Below are 21,776 nucleotides of genomic sequence, written 5' to 3'. Positions count from 1 at the left end.
ATGACCCGCAATACCTTAGAGCAGGAATACGACATCGTCGTGATCGGCGGTGGCACCGCTGGCCCGATGGCGGCGATCAAGGCCAAGGAAAAAAACAAGGACCTGCGCGTGCTGCTGGTCGACAAGGCCAACGTCAAGCGCAGCGGCGCGATCAGCATGGGCATGGACGGCCTGAACAACGCGATCATTCCCGGCCACTCGACGCCGGAGCAGTACACCAAGGAAATCACCATCGCCAACGACGGCATCGTCAACCAGGCGGCGGTGTACGCCTACGCGACCCACAGCTTTGAAACCATCGAGCAACTCGACCGCTGGGGCGTGAAGTTCGAGAAGGACGAAACCGGCGATTACGCGGTGAAAAAAGTCCACCACATGGGCGCCTACGTGCTGCCGATGCCGGAAGGGCACGACATCAAGAAAGTCCTGTATCGCCAGTTGAAACGCGCACGGGTGAACATCACTAACCGGCTGGTCTGCACCCGTTTGCTGACCGACGAGGAAGGCGCCGTCAACGGTGTGATGGGGTTCGACTGCCGCACCGCCGACTTCCATGTGATCAAAGCCAAGGCAGTGATCCTCGCCTGCGGCGCCGCCGGGCGACTTGGTTTGCCGTCCTCGGGTTACCTGATGGGCACCTATGAAAACCCGACCAATGCTGGCGACGGCTATGCGATGGCGTATCACGCCGGGGCGGAACTGGCGAACCTCGAGTGCTTCCAGATCAACCCGCTGATCAAGGACTACAACGGCCCGGCCTGCGCCTACGTCACTGGCCCGCTGGGTGGCTACACCGCCAACAACAAGGGCGAACGCTTCATCGAGTGCGACTACTGGAGCGGGCAGATGATGTGGGAGTTCCACCAGGAACTGGAAAGCGGCAACGGCCCGGTGTTCCTGAAACTCGATCACCTGGCCGAGGAAACCATCCAGAACATCGAGGAAATCCTGCACAGCAACGAGCGCCCGAGTCGCGGCCAGTTCCACGCCAATCGAGGCACCGACTACCGCACGCAGATGGTCGAGATGCACATCTCGGAAATCGGTTTTTGCAGCGGTCACTCGGCGTCCGGTGTGTGGGTCAACGAGCGGGCCGAGACGTCGGTGAAAGGTCTGTACTCGGCCGGTGACATGGCCGCCGTGCCGCACAACTACATGCTCGGCGCGTTCACTTACGGCTGGTTTGCCGGCCATAACGCGGCGGAGTTTGTCGCCGGGCGTGAGTTCTCTACGCTGGATGTCGAACAGATCGCGAAGGAAAAGGCCCGGGTCTATGCACCACTGGATCGCGAGCACGGTCTGCCGCCGGCCCAGGTCGAGTACAAGCTGCGGCGCTTCGTCAACGACTACCTGCAACCGCCGAAAGTGACCAAGAAGATGGAAATCGGCCTGCAACGCTTCAGCGACATCGAACGCGACCTCAACGAGATGAAGGCCAACAACGCCCACGAACTGATGCGCGCCATGGAAACCAGCGTGATCCGCGACTGCGCCGAAATGGCCGCCCGCGCCTCGCTGTTCCGCGCCGAAAGCCGCTGGGGCCTGTACCACTACCGCGTCGATCACCCGCAACGGGACGACCGCGAATGGTTCTGCCATTGCCACCTGAAGAAGGGCGAAGACGGGCGCATGACCAGTTTCAAGAAAGCCGTCGAGCCTTACATCATCCCGCTCGATGCCGAGGAAATGCAGGCCTACGACCGTTTGCGGGTCGGCGCTTTCGCCGCTTGAGGCATCACTAGAGAGAGTCCGAACCATGGCCTATCAAGCCCAGGAAATCTTCTTCCGCTCCAACGCCCCCGTCACCGTGGACGAGGACAAATGCATCGCCGAAAAGGGCTGCACCGTGTGCGTCGACGTCTGCCCGATGGACCTGCTGGCGATCAACCCGGCCACGCAAAAGGCCTACATGGCTTTCGACGAATGCTGGTACTGCATGCCGTGCGAAAAGGACTGCCCGACCGGTGCGGTGAAAGTCGAAATCCCGTACCTGCTCCGCTAAAACGCTATCCGGCAACACCGGACGCCTGATTCAAGACACCCCTCGTTTCCCACCGCGCCCTGATCGCGGCGGAGACGAATATCCTATAAATGATTCGAGGGGATTCAACCATGTTGCGTGCAGCAATCGCCGGTCTGGTACTGGCTTCGTTCACCTTGTCGGCCTCGGCCGAAACCATCCGCATTGCCATCGGCACTCAGGACACCACCATCAACTGCGCCGCCGGCGGCCTGTTGATTCGCGAGTTGGGCCTGCTCGACAAATACCTGCCTCACGACGGCGCCTACAAGGACGCCAAATACGACGTGCAGTGGAAGAATTTCACCAGCGGCGCGCCACTGACCAACGAGATGGTCGCCGGCAAACTCGACTTTGGCGCCATGGCCGATTTCCCGGGTGCGTTCAATGGTGTGGCGTTCGAAACCGCTGGCAAACACAGCCTGTTCATCAGCGTGTTGTCGGGCAGTATCAAGGGCAGCGGCAATGGCATCGTGGTGCCGAGCGCGTCTGGTGTGCAGTCGCTGAGCGAACTCAAGGGCAAGACCATTTCCGTACCGTTCGCTTCCACCGCCCACGGCATGTTGCTGCGCGCCGTGGCGGAGCAGGGCTGGGACCCGCTGAAGGATGTGAACATCATCGCCCAGCCGCCAGAGGTCGCAGGCTCGGCGTTGCAGGCCGGCAAGATCGACGCCCACGCTGATTTTGTACCGTTCGCCGAACTGTTCCCGAGTCGTGGTTTCGCCCGCAAGATCTACGACGGCGCCCAGGCCAATGCACCGACCTTCCACGGTGCACTGGTCGATCAGGCCTACGCCAAGAAGTACCCGGAAATCGTCGTCGCCTACCTGCGCGCAAGCATCGAAGCCAATCAGTTGCTGGCCGCCGAACCCGAGAAATACAGCGAGTTGATCGCCAAAGTCACCGGCGTCGATGCCGAGGTCAATTACCTGTTCCACGGCCCGCTGGGCGTGCAGACCCGCGACCTGAGCTGGAAGCCGGAGTATCGCCAGGCCGTGGGCACGGCCATCGACACGCTGAAGCTGCTGAAGAAGGCGGATCGCGGGCTCGATCTGAACACCTTTATCGATGACCAGTACATCCGCGCGGCATTCAAGGCCTCGAATCTGGATTACACCGCGCAACTGGCCAATTACGCGCAGACGCCGTTGAAGTCTGTCGATGCGGTGACTGGGAAAGCTATTTCTGATTTCAGCCATGTTGCGGAAATCTGGGTGCGCGGTGAGGACAAGGTCCGGCGTTATGCCTCGGCTGAAGAGGCGTTTACCGCACTGGCCGGCCTGAAATCGGAAGGCAAGAACATCCGCGCGGTGTATGCGCAGGCGAGTGACAGCGGGATCAAGTTGCTGGCGGAGCAGGCGTGGTTTGCCAGTGATGGGAAGGGGCGGTTGAGTGCGTTTTTGCTCAAAGGGCAGGCTCAGCAATACGCGTCGGCGCAGGGCGGAAAAGTCCTCGACTTCACCGACGCCACCGCGCAGGCCGTTGCTAGCCGCTAACACCCGATCAAAGGCAGATCAAAAGCCCCTCACCCTAACCCTCTCCCGGAGGGAGAGGGGACTGACGGTGTTGTTCTGAAGAGTTACGCCGACCTGAGAAATCGAGCCGAACTCAGGTCTTGAAATGCATGAAGATCGGCTCCCTTTCCCCCTCGCCCCCTTGGGGGAGAGGGCTGGGGTGAGGGGGGGCGATCTCAGCCATCACACGGAATTCCGATCCATGAAAATCCCAAAAAATCGCTGGATATCAAGAGCAACCTCCCTATTACTCTGCCTGCTCTTCTGGCAACTAGCCGCGAGCCACCACTGGAACCTCGGCCTCGTCACCTTCGCCAACGTCCCAACCCCGTTGGCCGTCATCGAAGCCGCCCTCGGCCTCGGTGACTCCGGCAAGCTCATCCAGCACCTGAGCGCCAGCCTCGGCCGAGTCTTCGCCGGCTACCTCGCCGCGCTGGTGATCGGCATCGCCCTGGGCCTGGCCATCGGCCGCTCGAAGTGGGCCGAAGACCTGCTGCTGCCACCTCTGGAAGTGCTGCGCCCAATCCCCGCCGTCGCATGGATTCCGCTGGCCATCCTGATGTTCCCGTCGTCGGAGCTGTCGATGGTGTTCATCACCTTCACCGGTGCGCTGTTCCCGATCCTGCTCAACACCGTGCACGGCGTCGAAGGTGTCGACCCGCGCCTGATCGCCTCGGCCAGAAGCCTCGGGGCCGGACGCCGGGCGATCCTGCTGGAAGTGATCCTGCCGGGCGCTGCGCCGAGCATCATCACCGGCCTCGCCATCGGCATGGGCACCTCGTGGTTCTGTCTGGTGACCGCCGAAATGATCTCCGGGCAGTTCGGCATCGGTTACTACACTTGGGAGTCCTACACCATTCAGAACTACTCCGACATCGTGGTCGGCATGTTGCTGATCGGCGTGTTGGGCATGGGCAGCAGCCTGCTGATCAAACGCCTGGGCGGGCTGTTCACGCCCTGGCACCGACCACGAGGAAAAGCCTGATGAGCGTGATGCAAACCCCGGAAGGGCGGATCGACATCCGCCAGTTATCCATCGTCCTCGGCGAGGGCCGGCAAGCGTTTGAAGCGGTGCAGGGGCTGGATTGCCAGATCGAACCCGGCCAGTTCGTGTGCATTCTTGGCCCGTCCGGTTGCGGCAAGTCGACTTTGCTCGGCGCGCTGGCCGGGCATCTGCAACCCCATGGCGGGCAGTTGAAAGTCGATGGTGCCGAGGTGTCTGGCCCGTCACCGCAGCGCGGCATGGTGTTCCAGCATCACACGTTGTTCCCGTGGCGCACGGTGCGCGACAACGTTGCGTTCGGCCTGAAGATGCGTGGCATCGGTAAAACCGAGCGCCATCGCGCCGCCGATGAAATCCTCAAACTGGTCGGCCTCGAAGGTTTCGCCGAACGCTGGCCGGATCAACTCTCCGGCGGCATGCAGCAACGGGTGGAAATCGCCCGGGTGCTGGTCAACCGGCCACGGCTGTTGCTGATGGATGAACCCTTTGGCGCGCTGGATGCGCTGACCCGGCTGAACATGCAGGAACTGCTGCTGGACATCTGGACGCGGATTCGCACCACGGTGGTGTTCGTCACCCATGACATCGACGAAGCGCTGTTTCTCGCCGACCGTTTGCTGGTGATGAGCGCACGGCCGGGGCGGATCATCGAAGACCTGCGCCTGGATTTCCCACGGCCACGCACCACCGAACTGGTCACCAGCAGCGAGTTCTCGCGCCTCAAGCGCCACTGCCTCGACCTGCTGCGCCACGACAACGACCGACCGCTGCCGCGCCTCAATCCGCTCGGTTTGCCTCCTGAAAACGCCTTGCCGAGATTTGCCCTGTGACCTCATTTTTTGCTGTGACCGATAACGACGACATTCTCGCCCTGCAACCGCGCCTGACCGCTGATGATGCCGGTGTACGCCGGATTGCCCTGATCGACCTGGCTGACCTCGAAGAGCCGGACGGCTTGCTCTGGCTGGTCGAGCGCCTGGCCGAAGACCCGGCCGAAGAAGTGCGTGCCGAAGCGGCACGTCTATTGGAAGCCTGGGAAGACGAACCGGTGGTAGAAGCGCTGTGCCAGGCGCTGACGGATCCGTCGCCAGCGGTGCAAGCCGCTGCGGCGCAGAGCCTGAGCCTGCTCAAAACCGAAGCGGCGGGCAGGGTGATTCTGCCGTGGACCGCCCATGCCGAAACCGGCGTGCGGATTGCCGCGTTCCGGGCGTTGCGCGAGTTGCGCTTCCCCGGCGCCGCACCCGCCGCGATTCAAGCGTTGAGCGATGCCGACGCCAGTGTCCGCCGCGAAGCCGTCGGCGTGCTCGGTTGGCTTAAACAGCTGGATGCCTTGCCGGCGCTGGCACGTTTGGCCAGCGATGATCCGGACACCGAAGTACGTCGCGCCGCCACCGGCGCCCTGGGCTTGGCAAGTGACGCCGAGGTGCTGCCCGCATTGCGTCAGGCCCTGCTGGATCAGGCCTGGCAAGTACGCGAAGAAGCCGCGACCACCCTCGGCAAGGTCGGCCACACCGACGCAGGCCCGGCGCTGATCGACGCCTTGGCCGACGACTACTGGCAAGTGCGCCTGCGCGCCACTCGCAGCCTCGGCCGTTTGCGTTACGTGCCGGCCCTCGACGCCTTGATCGACACCCTCGGCCATCGCATCAGCAACCTGCGCAAGGAAGCCGCGCTGGCCCTCGGCGAACTGAATGATCGCGGGGCCGTGGCGGCGTTGCAGGCCGCGCAGGATGACGGCGACCCGGAAGTGCGCAAAGCCGTGCGGATTGCCTTGAGTCAGCTGCAATGAATCCGCTGGCGATCGGCAATTCCCAAAGTGAACACCGGTTGCGGCTGAGCTGGCCGGATGGCCGCGAGCAGTTTCTCGACCATGCCGAACTGCGCCGTCAGTGCCCGTGCTCGCAGTGCCGGGCGTTTCGCCTGCGGGGTTCGGCCCCGTTGGTCGATGATCGAGTGCGTGTGATCGAACTCAACCCCCAGGGTTACGGCCTGCAACTGGTGTTCAGCGATGGTCATCAACGCGGGATCTATCCGTGGCAGTTCCTGGCGCAACTTTCATCCTAGGTTCACCGCAATCAACCGGGGCTCAGAAGGATTTGCTGACGCTGGCCACCACCGTCGCCGTGCACACATCCTTGAAGCCCCAGTTGCTCAGGCACTGGCTTTGCGAGAGGTCGGTGTCGATGTAGCTCAGGCCCAGCACCACGCCGGCCAGGTTGTGGGTCAGTTTGACTTCCCACTCCCGGTAGGACTCTTCGCCATGACCGGACGCCGAATACAGGTGCGGGTCCTTGAAGTCCATGTTGCCGTAGCGCAGCTTCAGCCCGGAGTCGAACGGCAATTCGGTTTCATAGCCGATGTAGCTGTAGAGCGAACTCTGTTTGCTGTCGATGCCCGGCGCATCACTGGAGTAGTACGCCGCCAGCTTCACGCCGTAGACGCCGAGAATCCCGTAGACCTCGGTCTGATTGAACTGGCTTTCCCTTGGGTAGGCGTAGCGAATGGTGCCGAGGTCCAGGCTCACCTGCTCGGTGGCCTGCCACAGCCAGCCGGCGTAGTAATCGACCTCCTGACGGGTTTTCAGGCCACCGCCGAAATCGACGTTCGAACTCCACGCGCCGAGGTACAGGCCGCTGCTGTGGGCCAGGGTCAGACCGGCCTGCACGGCCGGGTCGTTCTGGGTCTGGGAGATGCCGCGAGTGCGGTAGTCGCTGGCCAGGGTCAGGTCGACCAGCACCGCGAAATCATCGTTCAAGGGGATCGCGTGGCTGCTCAAGGGCAGCAGGCTCAAGGAAGTGAGGGCGAGCAGGGGCATGGCTTTCATGTGAAGTCCCGATGTTGTGATTGTTATGGGCAGGAAGCAGGCAAGGCTGCGCCGGACCCCGGCGGTTGGCGCGGGGTCGGGCAGGGGGGACGGCGATTGTTATTAGAGGGTCGGTGCGTAGACCTGGCGGCCGGCGAACCAGGTTTGCAGAACCTGGGTGTCATGCAGGGACTTGTCATCGACGCTGAACACGTCCCGATCGAGCACGATGAAGTCGGCCTGTTTGCCGGGGCTCAGGGAACCGATCTGTTGCTCCAGGCCGATGGTGCGCGCCGCGTTGACGGTGTAGGCGTAGAACATGGTTTCGCGGTCCAGGCGTTCGTCGGCGTTGAGCACGCCCAGCGGCCCGGTGCGGGTGATGGCCTGGGCCATGGCGTTCCACGGGTTCGGTGAGGACACCGGCCAGTCGCTGGCGCCGGCAATTGTCGCGCCTTGCTTGAGCAGCGAGTGCGCCGGGTATTGATAGCGGAAGGCGAGGGCGCTGACGTAAGGCTTGATCATGTCGGTGGTGTAGTCGTCGGCGCTGGCCCACAGCAGTTGCATCGAGGCAATCACGTTCAGCGGCTTGAAGCGGGCGAATTCCTTCGGGTTGACCATTTGCAGGTGGGTGATCGAATGCGTCACGCCGCTTTGTCGATCCTTGCGCGCCTGGGCGATACCGTTGAGGGATTCGCGTACCGCGCGGTCACCGATGGCGTGGATGTGCACCAGCCAGCCGCGCTGGTCGATGGCGCTGACCAGTTCGCCGAAGTGCTGCGGATCAATCAGCAGTTCGCCCTGTTTGTGGGAGTTGCTGTAGGGATCGATCATCGCCGCGCTCTGGGCCGGGTATTCGATCACGCCGTCAGCGAAGATCTTGATCCCCGGCAGCGTCAGGTTGGGGATGCCCTGGAACTGCTGGCGAACCTTGTCGAGGGTATCGAGATCGGCCGGGACGCTTTTCGGGTTGGCCACCAGCAGCGCGGCGACGTGGGCGGTCATGCCACCGCTTTCCGACAGGGCCTTGTAGGCCGGCAGCACGCCAACGGTTTTCTCGGTGGGTTTGAGGGCGAACACCGGCTCGCCCGGCGCGGCGTTGGCGGCGGGGTCCATCCACGCGGTGATGCCGAGGCTGTTGTTGAAGCGCACCGCCGATTGCGCGGCCTTGAGCATATCGGCAGGGCTCGGCACCGGCATTTTCGAGGCGACGCGATCCCAACCGGCGTCGACCACAAAGCCGTTCGGCTCACCGCTGGCCAGTTTGCCAATGGTGTCTTTTTCCGCGTCCGGCAAGTTTTTCAGCAGTGCGGCGTCGATGCCCGCGCGCTTGAGCATGACGTTGTTGGCCCACGCCGTGTGGTGATCGCTGCCGGTGAACACCACGGGTACTTCAGCCCATTCGCCATGGTTGAAGATTTTGCCCAGGGCCTCAGCTTTGGCCCAGTACGCCGAACTCATGCCGGCCACGCTCAACACATCGCCATGCCGGGCCTTGCCGTCGTCACGCCAGCCGCGCAGGCGTTTCTCCAGTTCATCAAGACCGACCACGTCGTCTTCCATGTTCGCCGAGACCATTTCCAGCCCGCCGAAAATCGCGTGGGAATGGCTGTCGATCAGGCCGGGCATCAGCGTCTGGCCTTTGAGGTCGATCACTTGGGTGCCGGGCTCGATCAAGGCTTTGATCTGCGCATCGGTGCCGACTTTCAGCACCTTGCCGTTCTCCACGGCCAGCGCCTGAACCTTCGGCTGAGCACGGTCGGCGGTGAAAATCTTGCCGTTGAGCAGCACCAGATCGGTGGCGGCCATGGCTTCCATCGAGGCAAAACTCACAGCGGCGATCAAGACATTTTTGGTGTAACGCGGGATGAATCTTTTCATTGAACATTTCCTTGTTATTGCGTCTGATGGCCAGATTAGTGGCTGCCAACGCCCGACAGAACGCCTCCCTCACGAAAAACGTTTTTGCCTGAATGGAAAAAGCATGGACAAGCTGGGTGCACTGAAAATGTTCGTGGTCACCGCGCAGCTCGGCAGTTTCAGCCGCGCTGCCGAGCAACTGGGCAAAACCCCGTCGGCCCTGACCAAAGCGGTCAATCATCTGGAGTCCGAACTTGGTGCGCGGCTCTTCGAGCGCAGCACGCGTCGGATTCTGCTGACCGAAATCGGCCGGCTCTATCTGGAAACCGCACGACAGGTGTTGCAGCGCCTCGATGAGGCCAGCGAGGAAATCGAGCAGTTGCAGCACGGCCTGCGCGGCAGCCTGAAAATCACTGCGCCGCTGGCTTACGGGCGGGCGTTTCTCGATCAGGTGTGTGACGGCTTTCTGCAGCAATACCCGCAGATCAGCCTGCAAGTGGATTTGTGCGACGAGTTCGTCAATCTGTTGGAAAGCGGTTACGACCTGGCACTGCGCGAGGGGCATGACGACTTGCCGGGGCTGATTGCCCGGGTGGTCGGCAGCAATCGTCTGGCGCTGTGCGGCAGCCCCGAATACCTGGTGCGCAAGGGGTTGCCGGTCACGCCGCAAACCCTCGATCAACATGAATGGCTGCTGTACCGGCATCCGTTGCTCAGCCGCGAATTCTGGTGGGCCGAACGCGACGGCCAGCGCCTGAGCCTGGCGCAACCGGCGGCGCCGCTGTTGCGCAGCGACAATTACGATTTGCTGCTGGCCAGCGCTTTGGCTGGGCGCGGTTTGCTGCACACACCGCTGTGGAGCGCCGCGCCGTACATCGCCGACGGGCGACTGGTGCGGGTCATGGCTGATTACGACATCGACCCGGACAGCTTCGGCCCGCACATCCTGGCGGTGTACCCGAGCCATCGGCGGGCGACGGCCAAGGTTGTGGCGTTTATCGACTACATCGCGGGGTTTCTGGCGGAGCGCGGTTTGAGCTGATTCCGTGCTTCTGATCGTTCCCACGCTCCGCGTGGGAACGATCAGTCACAGGATTTGAGCTGACTGGCGGTGCTTGTCAGGAAATTCCCACAGGAGTACAAATGTACTCCATGACGACTCTGACTCCCCGCCGTACCGCCATCCTGACCTTTATCCGCGAACGCATCGCCGAACACGGTCAGCCCCCAAGCCTCGCTGAAATCAGCGAGGCTTTTGGTTTTGCCTCCCGCAGCGTGGCGCGCAAGCATGTGCTGGCGCTGACCGAGGCCGGGTTTATCGAGGTCAATCCGCATCAGGCCCGGGGCATTCGTTTGCTCGGGCAACCGGCGCGACCGGAGCTGCTCGAAGTCCCGGTACTCGGCCGGGTGGCCGCCGGTGCGCCCATTGGCGCCGATGCCGACATCCACAATCGGTTGATGCTCGATCCCGCGCTGTTCTCCCGCACGCCCGACTACATGCTGCGGGTGCAGGGTGATTCGATGATCGAGGACGGGATTCTCGACGGCGATCTGGTCGGCGTACGCCGCAACCCCGAGGCGCTCAACGGCCAGATCGTGGTGGCGCGGCTCGACGGTGAGGTCACCATCAAACGCTTCGAGCGGATCGGCGATGAGGTTCGCCTGTTGCCGCGCAACCCGGCGTACCAGCCGATTGTCGTGCGGGCCGATCAGGACCTGGCCATCGAAGGGGTGTTCTGCGGTCTGGTGAGGCAAGGCTGATGGGTGCCGTCGTCGCGCTGGATACGCTGTTCAATGGCGGCCAGGTCTGGAAGGGCCGGCCTGCGCCACCGGCCGCCAGCCCGCAACCCACCGGGCACGCGGCGCTGGATGCCGCCTTGCCCAGTGGCGGCTGGCCGGAAGCGGCGCTGAGCGAAATCCTTCTGGCCGGGCCCGGTGTCGGCGAACTGCAACTGGTGTGGCCGACTCTGGCGCGGCTGTCGGCAGCGGGCGAGCGCATCGTGCTGGTGGCGCCGCCGTTCGTGCCGTATCCGCAGGCCTGGGCCAATGCCGGGGTCGATCTGCGGCAGTTGTCGGTGATCCAGGCCAGCGAGCGCGATGCGTTGTGGGCGGCGGAACAATGCCTGCGTTCGGGCAGTTGCGGTGCAGTGCTGTGCTGGCCGCACAAGGCCGATGACCGCGCCTTGCGCCGTTTGCAGGTGGCGGCGGAAACCGGCCAGACCCTGGCGTTCGCGTGGCGGCCATTGAGCGAAGCGGTCAATCCGTCGCCGGCCGCATTGCGCATTGCCATCGATGCCCGCCCGGCGCAATTGCGCGTACTCAAGTGCCGGGGCGGACTGGCGCGCAGCGCACCGATTGCCTTTGCCGTGGGGCATTGAGGTCGCCATGCGCTGGGTTTGCATTCTGTTCCCGCAATTGGCCCTCGACGCCGTGCTGCGTCAGCGCCCCGATCCCGACCAACCGTTGGCGCTGCTCAGCGGCCCGGCCCAGCGCCGGGTGCTGCAAGCGGTCAACCCGGCGGCGCGGGCGCTGGGCTTGCGTCCGGGGCAGTCGATGACCGCCGCGCAGGCCATGAGCAAAGGTTTCGCCACCGTCGATTACGACGCGGCCGAGGTCGAGCACTGGCAGCAGTTTCTCGCGGCCTGGGCCTATCGTTTCAGCGCCCAGGTCAGCGTGCATTACCCGCGTACCGTGGTGTTCGAGATCGAATCGAGCCTCGGGCTGTTCGGTTCCTGGACGCAGTTCGAGGCGCGGTTACGCACGGAACTGACGGAGCTGGGCTTTCGTCACCGCATCGTCGCCGCGCCCAACCCGGTGGCGGCGCGGGTGTTGGCCAACGCCTATGACGGATTGGTGGTGCCCGACGGTGAAGCCCTGCGCCACCACCTCGGGCAACTGCCGGTCGACCGCATCGGGCTTGAACCGAGCGTGGCCACGGCGCTGTCGCGCATGGGCCTGCGCAACCTTCATCAGGTGCAGAACCTGCCGCGTCAGGCCCTGGCCCGGCGTTTCGAGGCGCCGATGCTCAAGCATCTGGACACGCTGTTCGGCGCACGGCCATTGGCGCTGGCGTTCTACCTGCCACCGGATCGCTTCGATGTGCGCATCGAACTCAATTTCGACGTGCAGTCTCATCAGGCGCTGCTGTTCCCGTTGCGCCGCCTGACGGGCGATCTGTCGGCGTTTCTGTGCGGGCGCGACAGCGGCGTGCAGCGCTTCGATCTGCACTTGGAGCACGCCGGGTTGCCGGACACGCTGATCAAGGTCGGCCTGCTCAGCGCCGAGCGGGATCCGGCGATGCTCTTTGAATTGGCCCGTGGTCGGTTGGAGCAGGTGCAGGTCGAGGCCCCGGTACGCGGTTTTCGTCTGCGCGCCGAGGATCTGCCGAGTTTCGTGCCGCAGTTCCAGGAACTGTTCGACGACCGCCCGCAACAGACCTTGCCCTGGGAGCAACTGCGCGAACGCCTGCGTGCGCGGCTGGGGGATGAAGCGGTGCAGGGCCTGCGCTTCCAGGCTGATCATCGACCGGAGTGCGCGTGGCAGAACGCCGATGACAAGCAGCGTTGCGCTGCGTTGCCGGGCGTGCAGCGTCCGGGCTGGTTGTTGGGCGAGCCGCAGACTGTGCCCGAAGGTTCGGCACGCATCCTCATGGGGCCGGAGCGGATCGAATCCGGCTGGTGGGACGGTGACGACGTGCGCCGCGACTATTACCTGATCCAGAACCGCGCCGGCCAGCAAGGCTGGGCGTACCGGGCGGTGGGTGAGGGCGGCCCGTTGTGGCTGCAGGGCTGGTTCGCGTGAACCAGGGTTATGCCGAGCTGCACTGCCTGTCGAACTTCAGTTTCCAGCGCGGTGCCTCCAGTGCGCTGGAGCTGTTCCAGCGCGCGAAAAAGCACGGCTATCAGGCGCTGGCGATTACCGATGAATGCACTCTGGCCGGGATTGTCCGTGCCTGGCAGGCGGCCAAGTCCGTGGAGCTGCCGCTGATCATCGGCAGCGAAATCCGCATCGAGAACGGCCCGAAACTGGTGTTGCTGGTAGAAAACATCGAGGGTTATCAGGCGCTGTGCGGCTTGATTACCCAGGCTCGACGGCGTACGCAGAAAGGCCAGTATCAAGTGCTGCGCGAGGACTTCAACGAACCGTTGCCGGGGTTGCTGGTGTTGTGGGTGCCGGAGGCGGTCGACGACGTGGAAGAGGGCCGCTGGCTGAAACAGACCTTCGGCGAACGTTTGTGGCTGGCGGTGCAGTTGCATCGCGGGCAGAACGATCAACAGCGGCTGGCCGCGCTGCTGAGTCTGGCGGGTGAGTTGCAGATTCCAGCGGTGGTCAGCGGTGATGTGCACATGCATGCCCGTGGTCGCCGTGCCTTGCAGGACACCATGACTGCGATCCGTCATCACGTCCCGGTGGCTGAGGCCGGATTGCGTCTACACCCCAACGGCGAGCGGCATCTGCGCAGTCTCGATGTGTTGCGCGGGTTGTATCCGCAGACCTTGCTGGACGAATCGGTGAGGCTGGCCCGCCGCTGCACGTTCGACCTCGGCCAGTTGCGCTATCAATACCCCAAAGAGCTGGTGCCCGAGGAACACGACGCCAGTTCCTGGCTGCGTCATTTGACCGAGCAAGGCATCGCCTGGCGCTGGCCACAAGGCGCGCAACCCAAGGTGCTCAAACAGATCGACGATGAGCTGGAGCTGATTGCCGAGCTCGGCTACGAAAGTTACTTCCTCACCGTGCACGACGTGGTGCGTTACGCCCGGGAGCAGAAAATCCTTTGTCAGGGCCGGGGTTCGGCAGCCAACTCGGCGGTGTGTTTTGCCTTGGGCATCACCGAGATCGACCCGGATCGCACCACGCTGCTGTTCGAGCGCTTCATGTCGAGGGAGCGCAACGAACCGCCGGACATCGACGTGGATTTCGAACACGAGCGCCGGGAAGAAGTCCTGCAATACGTGTTCCGTCGTTATGGCCGCCGTCGTGCGGCGCTGACGGCGGTGGTCAGCACCTATCACGCCGCCGGCGCGGTGCGCGACGTGGCCAAGGCGCTGGGCCTGCCGCCGGACCAGATCAATGCGCTGGCCGACTGCTGCGGCCACTGGAGCGATGAAACGCCGCCCGTGGAACGCCTGCGCGAAAGTGGCTTCGACCCGGACAGCCCGATCCTGCACCGGGTGCTGAGCCTGACCGGGCAACTGATCGGCTTCCCCCGGCACCTGTCGCAGCACCCCGGCGGTTTCGTGATTTCCGAGCAACCGCTGGACACGCTGGTGCCGGTGGAAAACGCCGCCATGGCCGACCGCACGATCATCCAGTGGGACAAGGACGACCTCGATGCGGTCGGGCTGCTCAAGGTGGATATCCTCGCCCTCGGCATGCTCAGTGCGATCCGCCGTTGTTTCGACCTGCTGCGTCGCCATCGCCATCAGGATCTGAGTCTGGCCACCATCCCGCCTGACGATCGCCCGACTTACGACATGATCAGCCGCGCCGACACCATCGGCGTGTTCCAGATCGAGTCCCGGGCGCAGATGTCGATGCTGCCGCGCCTGCGCCCACAGAACTTCTACGACCTGGTGATCGAGGTGGCCATCGTCCGGCCGGGGCCGATCCAGGGCGGGATGGTGCATCCGTACCTGCGCCGCCGGAACAAGGAGGAAAAGGCAACCTATCCGTCGCCGGAGCTGGAAGTGGTGCTCAAACGCACCCTCGGCGTGCCGCTGTTTCAGGAACAGGTGATGCAGATCGCCATTGTCGCCGCCGACTACAGCCCCGGCGAGGCCGATCAGTTGCGCCGCTCCATGGCCGCGTGGAAGCGCCATGGCGGGCTGGAGCCGCACAAGGAGCGGCTGGCCGCCGGCATGAAGAAAAACGGCTACACCCCGGAATTCGCCGCGCAGATCTTCGAACAGATCAAGGGCTTTGGCAGTTACGGTTTTCCCGAGTCCCACGCCGCCAGTTTTGCCTTGCTGACCTATGCCAGTTGCTGGCTCAAGTGCCATGAACCGGCGGCGTTCGCCTGTGCGCTGATCAACAGTTGGCCGATGGGTTTCTACAGCCCGGATCAGATTCTTCAGGATGCACGCCGCCATCATTTGCAGATCCGCCCGGTGGACGTGCGCGCCAGTGACTGGGATTGCAGTCTGGAGCCGATCACCGGCGAGCAACCGGCAATCCGCATGGGCCTGCGCATGATCAAGGGTTTTCGCGAGGAAGATGCGCGGAACATTGAAAACGCTCGGGCGAGGGGCGCGTTTGCCGATGTCGCCGATCTGGGCGAACGGGCCGGACTCGACAGTCGAGCCCAGGCATTGCTGGCGGATGCCGGGGCCTTGCGTGACCTGGCCGGTCACCGCCATCGGGCGCGCTGGGAAGTGGCCGGGGTGCAGAAACAGCTCGGGTTGTTTGCCGGGTTGCCGAGTCAGGAAGAGCCCGATGTGGCGCTGCCCACGCCGAGTGTCAGCGAAGACCTGTTCACCGACTACGCCACCCTCGGCACCACGCTGGGGCCGCACCCGCTGACGTTGTTGCGCGATGAGCTTCGAGCGCGGCGCTGTCGCAGTTCCCGGGAGTTGCTGGAGGTCGAGCACGGGCGACCGGTCAGCGTGGCCGGGCTGGTGACCGGCCGCCAACGACCGGCCACCGCCAGCGGCGTGACCTTCGTGACGCTGGAGGACGAGTTCGGCAACGTCAACGTGGTGGTCTGGCGTGATCTGGCCGAGCGTCAGCGTCAGGTGCTGGTCGGTTCGCAACTGCTCAAGGTCGATGGCCGCTGGGAGCGGGAAGGCGAGGTGCGGCATCTGATTGCCGGACGCTTGAGTGACCTCAGCCCGTTGCTCAACGGCATTCGGGTGCAAAGCCGCGATTTCCACTGACAACCTCTGAACCTGTGTTGATCGTTAGTGATCGTTCCCACGCTCTGCGTGGGAACGCCGCCATGGACGCTCCGCGTCCACTGTGACGCAGAGCGTCACGGGATGCATTCCCACGCGGAGCGTGGGAACGATCGGCAACTGACGGCTGCTGGCTGATACGAAAGCCAATTTGCTGGCGTCAAAAAAACCTGTCCTCAATGGTGGCACTTTGGCATAATGCCGCCCCTTTCCCGATCCCCACGACTTTGCGGTGCCGGGACACATCATTTTTCAGAAGGAATGCACAGTGAGAATGATCTCCCGGATGTTGGTCTCGGGCGTTGCGATTGCCGTCCTCGGCACCCTGGCCGGCTCGCTTTCCGGTTGCGCCACCGAAAGCTCCCGCGCACTGCCGGTGGCCAAGGTGGAAAGCGCCTCTCAGGCCTGGTCCGGTGTCCGTATCCCGATGGCCGTGGGCAAGTTCGACAACCGTTCGAGCTACATGCGCGGGATCTTCTCCGACGGCGTTGACCGCCTCGGCGGTCAGGCCAAGACCATCCTGATCACTCACCTGCAGCAGACCAACCGTTTCTCGGTGCTGGATCGCGACAACATGGGCGAAATCCAGCAGGAAGCGGCGATCAAGGGGCAGGCCCAGCGTCTGAAAGGCGCCGATTACGTGGTCACCGGTGACGTCACCGAGTTCGGCCGCAAAGAGACCGGCGATCACCAACTGTTCGGCATTCTCGGCCGTGGCAAGACCCAGGTCGCCTACGCCAAGGTCAACCTGAACATCGTCAACATCAGCACGTCCGAAGTGGTGTATTCGACCCAGGGCGCCGGCGAATACGCCTTGTCCAACCGCGAAATCATCGGCTTCGGCGGCACTGCTGCCTACGACTCCACCCTCAACGGCAAAGTCCTCGATCTGGCCATGCGCGAGGCGATCAATCGCCTGGTCGATGGCATGAACGCCGGTGCCTGGAAACCGGGCAACTGATAGACGCCCAACGCAAGGAGCAACACACCATGAATCTGTCCCTGTCCCGGCCGTTGATGGCCTTGACACTGACCGCCAGCGCCTTGCTGGCTGGTTGCAGCAGCCCGCAAACCCTGTACCAGTGGGAAGGCTACCAGCCACAAGTCTACGAATACTTCAAAAGCGAAACGCCGAAAGAGGCCCAGGCCGAAGCGCTGGAAGCCGATCTGCAAAAGATCCGCGCCAGTGGTAAGCCCGTACCGCCGGGTTACCACGCACACCTCGGTCTGCTGTACCTGAGCATGGGCAAGGACGATCAGATGGTGCAGCAACTGCGCACCGAGAAGACCCTGTTCCCCGAGTCCGGCACGTACATGGATTTTCTGCTTAAAAACGCCAAGACCGGGGACGCCAAATGATCGCGCGCGCCCTGAAACTGCTGGCCGCGGGCCTGGCGCTGACCGTTCTCGGCGGCTGCGTTGCACCAAAGGCCGTGGACTATTCGGCGTACAAGCAAGCGCGCCCGAAATCCATTCTGGTGCTGCCGCCGCTGAACACCTCGCCGGACGTCAAGGCGTCCTACAGTCTGTTGTCGCAAGTGACGTTCCCGCTGGCCGAAGCCGGTTACTACGTATTGCCGATCACGCTGGTCGACGAGACGTTCCGCCAGAACGGCCTGACCACGCCGGATGACATCCATCAGGCGCCGGCCAACAAACTGCACGAAATCTTCGGCGCCGACGCGGCGCTGTACATCACCGTCAGTGAGTACGGCACACGCTACATGGTGATCAGCAGCGAAACTGCCGTGACCGCCAGCGCCAAACTGGTCGACCTGAAAACCGGCACCACCCTGTGGACCGGTTCGGCCCGGGCGTCGAGCGAAGAGGGCGGCAACAACAGTGGCGGCGGCCTGATCGGCGCACTGATCACCGCTGCGGTGAAACAGATCGTCAACAGCTCCACCGATGCCGGCTACCCGATTGCCGGTGTGGCCAGCAATCGTCTGCTGTCGGCCGGTCATCCGGCAGGCCTGCTGTACGGGCCACGGTCGCCGAAGTACGGCACTGACTGATCGACCTGTAACGGCGGCCCACCTCGGTGAGCCGCCGTTTTATTTGGCGGGCCAGAACCGCTCGCCACCCCCCGGCGCCTCCGTCCACGCTTGCAACGAGCGGGTCGGCAAATCGAAGTAATCCCGGGTCCGTGCATAACCATGGCCGCCCATGCGCCCGATCGCATCCAGCCCCAATTGATCGATGTACAGGGTTTTCGGGTCGATCAACTCGTCGCGCACATGCGCCATCAACACCTCGCCAAAAATGATCTCCCGCGACTGACCGATGTTCAGCGCCATCATCCGCCGACACTCCAGCGCCACCGGTGCTTCGCCGATGCGTGGGCATTTGACCGAAGTGCCGGGGATTGCCGTCAGGCCGGCAGCGGTCAACTCATCGAAACCCGGCGCGAACGGTACGGCGCAGACGTTCATGGCTTCCACCAGCGCATCGTTGACGATGTTGATGGTGAATTCCTGGTTCATCTGGATATTGCGGGTGGTGTCCTTGGGGCTCTGGTCGCCGTAGTTCTCCACGCCGAGCGCGAGAATGGGCGGGTCCGCCGACAGCGCATTGAAGAAGCTGAACGGCGCCGCATTGACCCGGCCTTCGCCGTCGATGGTGGTGACCAGGGCAATCGGGCGTGGCACCACGCTGCCGATCAGAATCTTGTATTTTTCCCGTGGGCTCAGTTGGCTGAAATCGAAGCTGTGCATGGCAGTGTTCTCTAAAGAAGTGGATCGATGGCGCTCAACGGCGCTTCGGCGCTGTAGTCATCGGCGAACGGAATGGCCGGCTGGAACAGGGTTTTCCAGTCCGGTCGGCCAAAGGCCCGGTCGCTGTGGCTGCGCATCAGTTTTTCGTATTGGTGTTGGGCCTGGCGTTGCAGAGTGGGGTAATCGACGCCGTTGACCTGACCGTCGTGCATCACGCAACGACCGTCGATGTAGCTGGCAATGCAGTCGTCGCCGCGCCCGGCCAGCAGCAGGTTTTTCAGTGGGTCGAACAGCGGGCCCAGATGCAGACCGCGCAGGCTGAATACGGTGATGTCGGCCTTGGCGCCCGGCGCCAGGCGACCGAGGTCGTCTCGGCCCAACGCCTTGGCGCCGCCAAGGGTGGCGGCGTTGTACAGATCGAGGCTGCTGGTCAGCGTCGAGCCGCCCTCCATCAACCGCGCGATGTTCAAACCGTGGCGCATGTTTGCCAGCAAGTCCGCCGGCCAGGTGTCGGTGCCGAGGGCGAAATTGATGCCCTTGGCGCGATAACGTCCGAACGAATTCAGTGCCTCGCCGTCGCGGGCGAACACCAGCGGGCAGTGCACCAGACTCGCGCCGCCGTCGATGACCCGTTGCAGATCGTCATCGCCCGAGGTGTAGATGCCGTGGGGCAACAGGCTCCGCGGGGTGAGCAGGTCGAGTTGCTGCAACCAGCCCAGCGGCGTGGTGCCGCGCAACTGCTCGACCATCGCCACTTCGCCGGGCGCCTGACAGCAATGCAGACGCATCGGTGCGTTCAGTTCGCGGCTCAGGGCGGAGGTGCGCTGAAGCAGCGCCGGGGTGCAGGTCTGGATGCGATCCGGCAGCAGCGCACCGCGAATCAGCCCGGCGTGTGCGCCATCAAAATTCTTGAAAAACTGTTCAGCCGCGCCCAGTCCAGCCAGTCCCCGCGCCTCATCCCAGTGATGGGCGAGGGTGCCGTCGGCGCGCCAGTAACTCATACCGCTCATGTAGCAGGGGCCAAGGTACGTGCGCAGCCCCAGCTCGCCCGCCACGTCGGCGACAGCCGCGAACTCGTCGTAGGTTTCCGCCCATTCGCGGTAGTACATCGAGGTGATCGGCATCGCCGTGGTGATGCCGTTGCGGATCAACTGGGTGAAGGCGTAGCGGTATTTGAAGACCTCTTCTTCCGGGCTGAACGACTCACGCGGGCCGGTCGCCAGATATTCCGCAGACCACATGCGGCCCATGCTGCGCTCATCGCCGTTGTCCAGAGTCAGTACGGTGGAATCGAGGTCGCCAAGGGCGTCGAGATCGATGAAACCGGGGCCGATCAGCGTATTGCCGTAGTCGATCCACTGATCCACCGGCCCTTGGTAACCGCGCCCGACAAACTCGATGCGCGATCCGCTGAATACCACTTCACCGTCACGCCACAACACATGCTGCGTGCCGTCGAAACCGACCACGCAACTGGCCTTCAGGCCGATCCGTTTCACAGACGGCTGCCCAGCAAGCGACCGCCGCTGGCGATCAATTCGCCGCCGCGATACACCTGACGCACAGGGCGCGAAACCACGGCTTCACCGAGGGTTTCGACCGGCATCAACAGAAAGTCTGCCTGCTTGCCGATGTCGAAGCCGTAATCCTCGATCCCCAATGCGCGGGCACCGTTGACTGTCGCCGCTTCGAACACCGCCGCCAATTCATCGTCCTTGCCCAGATCGAAACGGAACGCCAGCAACATCGCCCGTTCGAGCATGTCGCCATTGCCCATAGGTGACCACGCATCGCGAATGCCATCGGAGCCCAGGCACACGTTGACGCCGGTCTCGCGCAGCGCCATAAACGGCGGAACGGCGCAGTCGGCCGGCGCCGAACTCATCAGCGAAATGCCCAGCGCGGCGAGGCGTTCGGCGACCGGTTTGACCTGACTCCAGGGCAGCATGCCGAGGCAATAGGCGTGGCTGATCATCACCCGGTTCTGCAGGTTGAAACGCTCGGTGTAATCGGCGATCCGGGCGATCTGCCACAGACCCAGTTCACCCTTGTCGTGCAGGTGAATATCGACGCCACGCTGGAATTCGCGGGCCAGTTTGAACACGAATTCCAGTTGCGCGATCGGGTCGTTGTCGATGCCGCAGGGGTCGAGCCCGCCGACGTTTTCCACACCCAGGGCCATGGCTTCGCGCATCAGCTCGGCGGTGCCGGGGCGGCTGATCAGGCCGGTTTGCGGGAAGACCACCAGTTGCAGGTCGATCAGGTCGCTGTAGGTTTCGCGCAGTTGTTGCATGGCTTCGACGTGACGCAGGCCGAATTCCGGGTCGATGTCGACGTGACAACGCATCGTCAACGAACCCCGGGCGATGCAGTTTTCCAGCAGGGCGCCGGCGCGTTCGGCAATCGGCGTTTTCACTTCGCGCAGGACGCGGCGCTCGTTGCTGATGTAGTCCTTGAGCGTCGGGCCGGCGCTGTTCGGGCGCCAGGGCTGGCCGTACAGGGTCTTGTCGAGGTGGACGTGGCTTTCCACCAGCGGCACGGTGAGCAACTGGTTCTGGCCGTCGATGTCGGTGGCGGCCACGGGCGCGTTGGAGGCCGGGCGGCGTTGGCTGAACTTGCCGTTTTCGATCAGCAGGTCTTCGGCGGGGGCGCCGTAGGGGCGGATGTTTCTGAGCCAGCGGGGGTGGGACATGGGAACCTCGGTGTTCTTTGAGATTTTTTCCCTCACCCTAGCCCTCTCCCGGAGGGAGAGGGGACCGAATGGGGGATATTGAAGAGTTACGCCGACCTGAACGAACTGCTCTGAATCCATAATCGACTCGATCTCTGAATCCATAATCGACCAGGTCTTTCAGGTCGGCGGACAGCGCAAGACGACTCGGTCAGTCCCCTCTCCCTCGGGGAGAGGGCTAGGGTGAGGGGGCTCTCCAGATCGGTCTGGGTGGTCGGCGTTCAGATAAACCAGCGATCCA

General features: G+C 63.4%; 20 protein-coding genes. 15 read left to right on the top strand and 5 right to left on the bottom strand.

Going from position 1 to position 21,776, the window contains the following annotated elements; translation table 11 throughout:
* The 7 genes from AC3WRD_RS22745 (at position 1) to AC3WRD_RS22715 (ending at position 6,601) form a co-directional block, all read left to right on the top strand.
* On the top strand, positions 1 to 1,731 hold the full coding sequence (locus AC3WRD_RS22745; RefSeq protein WP_102621797.1) for a fumarate reductase/succinate dehydrogenase flavoprotein subunit: 1,731 nt from the start codon (positions 1 to 3) through the stop codon (positions 1,729 to 1,731).
* Positions 1,732 to 1,756: 25 nt separating this feature from the next.
* Positions 1,757 to 2,002 (top strand): 4Fe-4S dicluster domain-containing protein, encoded by a 246-nt coding sequence (locus AC3WRD_RS22740; protein ID WP_007959413.1) that lies wholly within the window; start codon positions 1,757 to 1,759, stop codon positions 2,000 to 2,002.
* Positions 2,003 to 2,112: 110 nt separating this feature from the next.
* Positions 2,113 to 3,516 carry an ABC transporter substrate-binding protein gene (locus tag AC3WRD_RS22735; RefSeq protein ID WP_102621796.1) on the top strand — a complete coding sequence of 468 codons (1,404 nt, stop codon included), beginning with the start codon at positions 2,113 to 2,115 and terminating at the stop codon, positions 3,514 to 3,516.
* Positions 3,517 to 3,736: 220 nt separating this feature from the next.
* Positions 3,737 to 4,519 carry an ABC transporter permease gene (locus AC3WRD_RS22730; protein WP_102621795.1) on the top strand — a complete coding sequence of 261 codons (783 nt, stop codon included), beginning with the start codon at positions 3,737 to 3,739 and terminating at the stop codon, positions 4,517 to 4,519.
* Positions 4,519 to 5,367, top strand: a complete 849-nt coding sequence (locus AC3WRD_RS22725; RefSeq protein ID WP_102621794.1) for an ABC transporter ATP-binding protein — start codon at positions 4,519 to 4,521, stop codon at positions 5,365 to 5,367. The genes AC3WRD_RS22730 and AC3WRD_RS22725 overlap by 1 nt, the downstream gene beginning before the upstream one ends.
* Positions 5,364 to 6,326, top strand: a complete 963-nt coding sequence (locus tag AC3WRD_RS22720) for a HEAT repeat domain-containing protein (protein WP_102621793.1) — start codon at positions 5,364 to 5,366, stop codon at positions 6,324 to 6,326. The genes AC3WRD_RS22725 and AC3WRD_RS22720 overlap by 4 nt, the downstream gene beginning before the upstream one ends.
* Positions 6,323 to 6,601 carry a DUF971 domain-containing protein gene (locus tag AC3WRD_RS22715; RefSeq protein ID WP_102621792.1) on the top strand — a complete coding sequence of 93 codons (279 nt, stop codon included), beginning with the start codon at positions 6,323 to 6,325 and terminating at the stop codon, positions 6,599 to 6,601. The genes AC3WRD_RS22720 and AC3WRD_RS22715 overlap by 4 nt, the downstream gene beginning before the upstream one ends.
* A 22-nt stretch (positions 6,602 to 6,623) precedes the next feature.
* Here the strand turns inward: AC3WRD_RS22715 and AC3WRD_RS22710 are convergent, their stop codons facing one another.
* On the bottom strand, positions 6,624 to 7,361 hold the full coding sequence (locus AC3WRD_RS22710; protein WP_102621791.1) for a TorF family putative porin: 738 nt from the start codon (positions 7,359 to 7,361) through the stop codon (positions 6,624 to 6,626).
* A 102-nt stretch (positions 7,362 to 7,463) separates the two neighbouring features.
* Positions 7,464 to 9,218: an amidohydrolase gene (locus AC3WRD_RS22705; RefSeq protein ID WP_102621790.1), complete on the bottom strand. Its 1,755-nt coding sequence runs from the start codon at positions 9,216 to 9,218 to the stop codon at positions 7,464 to 7,466.
* Positions 9,219 to 9,321: 103 nt separating this feature from the next.
* Between AC3WRD_RS22705 and AC3WRD_RS22700 the strand changes: the two genes are divergently transcribed.
* The 8 genes from AC3WRD_RS22700 (at position 9,322) to AC3WRD_RS22665 (ending at position 18,105) form a co-directional block, all read left to right on the top strand.
* Complete coding sequence (locus tag AC3WRD_RS22700; RefSeq protein ID WP_102621789.1) at positions 9,322 to 10,239, top strand: LysR family transcriptional regulator; 918 nt, start codon at positions 9,322 to 9,324, stop codon at positions 10,237 to 10,239.
* A gap of 101 nt (positions 10,240 to 10,340) precedes the next feature.
* Positions 10,341 to 10,958, top strand: coding sequence for a transcriptional repressor LexA (gene lexA, locus AC3WRD_RS22695; protein ID WP_102621788.1), 618 nt, complete (start codon positions 10,341 to 10,343; stop codon positions 10,956 to 10,958).
* Complete coding sequence (gene imuA / locus AC3WRD_RS22690) at positions 10,958 to 11,575, top strand: translesion DNA synthesis-associated protein ImuA (protein ID WP_007959433.1); 618 nt, start codon at positions 10,958 to 10,960, stop codon at positions 11,573 to 11,575. Before lexA ends, imuA begins: the two co-directional genes overlap by 1 nt.
* Positions 11,576 to 11,582: 7 nt before the next feature.
* On the top strand, positions 11,583 to 12,998 hold the full coding sequence (locus AC3WRD_RS22685) for a Y-family DNA polymerase (protein ID WP_102621787.1): 1,416 nt from the start codon (positions 11,583 to 11,585) through the stop codon (positions 12,996 to 12,998).
* A complete protein-coding gene (locus AC3WRD_RS22680; RefSeq protein WP_207267962.1) occupies positions 12,974 to 16,072 on the top strand; it encodes an error-prone DNA polymerase in 3,099 nt (1,032 codons plus the stop codon). The genes AC3WRD_RS22685 and AC3WRD_RS22680 overlap by 25 nt, the downstream gene beginning before the upstream one ends.
* Before the next feature lie 292 nt (positions 16,073 to 16,364).
* Positions 16,365 to 17,051, top strand: coding sequence for a CsgG/HfaB family protein (locus AC3WRD_RS22675; protein WP_162130490.1), 687 nt, complete (start codon positions 16,365 to 16,367; stop codon positions 17,049 to 17,051).
* A 29-nt stretch (positions 17,052 to 17,080) separates the two neighbouring features.
* The gene (locus AC3WRD_RS22670) at positions 17,081 to 17,449 is read left to right on the top strand and encodes a DUF4810 domain-containing protein (protein ID WP_096819990.1); all 369 of its coding nucleotides are present in this window, start codon (positions 17,081 to 17,083) and stop codon (positions 17,447 to 17,449) included.
* A complete protein-coding gene (locus AC3WRD_RS22665; protein ID WP_102621786.1) occupies positions 17,446 to 18,105 on the top strand; it encodes a DUF799 domain-containing protein in 660 nt (219 codons plus the stop codon). Before AC3WRD_RS22670 ends, AC3WRD_RS22665 begins: the two co-directional genes overlap by 4 nt.
* 39 nt (positions 18,106 to 18,144) lie before the next feature.
* Here AC3WRD_RS22665 and AC3WRD_RS22660 read toward each other — a convergent pair whose 3' ends face one another.
* The 3 genes from AC3WRD_RS22660 to AC3WRD_RS22650 are packed head-to-tail and all read right to left on the bottom strand — an operon-like array spanning position 18,145 to position 21,496.
* On the bottom strand, positions 18,145 to 18,804 hold the full coding sequence (locus AC3WRD_RS22660) for a flavin reductase family protein (protein WP_102621785.1): 660 nt from the start codon (positions 18,802 to 18,804) through the stop codon (positions 18,145 to 18,147).
* Between the two features lie 11 nt (positions 18,805 to 18,815).
* Positions 18,816 to 20,303 carry an amidohydrolase family protein gene (locus AC3WRD_RS22655; protein WP_102621784.1) on the bottom strand — a complete coding sequence of 496 codons (1,488 nt, stop codon included), beginning with the start codon at positions 20,301 to 20,303 and terminating at the stop codon, positions 18,816 to 18,818.
* Positions 20,300 to 21,496, bottom strand: coding sequence for an amidohydrolase family protein (locus tag AC3WRD_RS22650; protein ID WP_102621783.1), 1,197 nt, complete (start codon positions 21,494 to 21,496; stop codon positions 20,300 to 20,302). Before AC3WRD_RS22650 ends, AC3WRD_RS22655 begins: the two co-directional genes overlap by 4 nt.
* Between the last annotated feature and the right edge of the window lie 280 nt (positions 21,497 to 21,776).

It is taken from the genome of Pseudomonas sp. FW215-R2, assembly GCF_058789255.1.
Note: the sequence above shows the minus strand (reverse complement) of the source record. Positions and strands in the feature narration are given on the sequence as shown.

Coding starts and splice junctions, on each gene's coding strand:
- AC3WRD_RS22745 (WP_102621797.1), top strand. CDS start 1: ATGACCCGCAATACCTTAGAGCAGGAATACGACATCGTCGTGATCGGC.
- AC3WRD_RS22740 (WP_007959413.1), top strand. CDS start 1,757: ATGGCCTATCAAGCCCAGGAAATCTTCTTCCGCTCCAACGCCCCCGTC.
- AC3WRD_RS22735 (WP_102621796.1), top strand. CDS start 2,113: ATGTTGCGTGCAGCAATCGCCGGTCTGGTACTGGCTTCGTTCACCTTG.
- AC3WRD_RS22730 (WP_102621795.1), top strand. CDS start 3,737: ATGAAAATCCCAAAAAATCGCTGGATATCAAGAGCAACCTCCCTATTA.
- AC3WRD_RS22725 (WP_102621794.1), top strand. CDS start 4,519: ATGAGCGTGATGCAAACCCCGGAAGGGCGGATCGACATCCGCCAGTTA.
- AC3WRD_RS22715 (WP_102621792.1), top strand. CDS start 6,323: ATGAATCCGCTGGCGATCGGCAATTCCCAAAGTGAACACCGGTTGCGG.
- AC3WRD_RS22710 (WP_102621791.1), bottom strand. CDS start 7,361: ATGAAAGCCATGCCCCTGCTCGCCCTCACTTCCTTGAGCCTGCTGCCC.
- AC3WRD_RS22705 (WP_102621790.1), bottom strand. CDS start 9,218: ATGAAAAGATTCATCCCGCGTTACACCAAAAATGTCTTGATCGCCGCT.
- AC3WRD_RS22700 (WP_102621789.1), top strand. CDS start 9,322: ATGGACAAGCTGGGTGCACTGAAAATGTTCGTGGTCACCGCGCAGCTC.
- lexA (WP_102621788.1), top strand. CDS start 10,341: ATGTACTCCATGACGACTCTGACTCCCCGCCGTACCGCCATCCTGACC.
- imuA (WP_007959433.1), top strand. CDS start 10,958: ATGGGTGCCGTCGTCGCGCTGGATACGCTGTTCAATGGCGGCCAGGTC.
- AC3WRD_RS22685 (WP_102621787.1), top strand. CDS start 11,583: ATGCGCTGGGTTTGCATTCTGTTCCCGCAATTGGCCCTCGACGCCGTG.
- AC3WRD_RS22675 (WP_162130490.1), top strand. CDS start 16,365: ATGATCTCCCGGATGTTGGTCTCGGGCGTTGCGATTGCCGTCCTCGGC.
- AC3WRD_RS22670 (WP_096819990.1), top strand. CDS start 17,081: ATGAATCTGTCCCTGTCCCGGCCGTTGATGGCCTTGACACTGACCGCC.
- AC3WRD_RS22665 (WP_102621786.1), top strand. CDS start 17,446: ATGATCGCGCGCGCCCTGAAACTGCTGGCCGCGGGCCTGGCGCTGACC.
- AC3WRD_RS22660 (WP_102621785.1), bottom strand. CDS start 18,804: ATGCACAGCTTCGATTTCAGCCAACTGAGCCCACGGGAAAAATACAAG.
- AC3WRD_RS22650 (WP_102621783.1), bottom strand. CDS start 21,496: ATGTCCCACCCCCGCTGGCTCAGAAACATCCGCCCCTACGGCGCCCCC.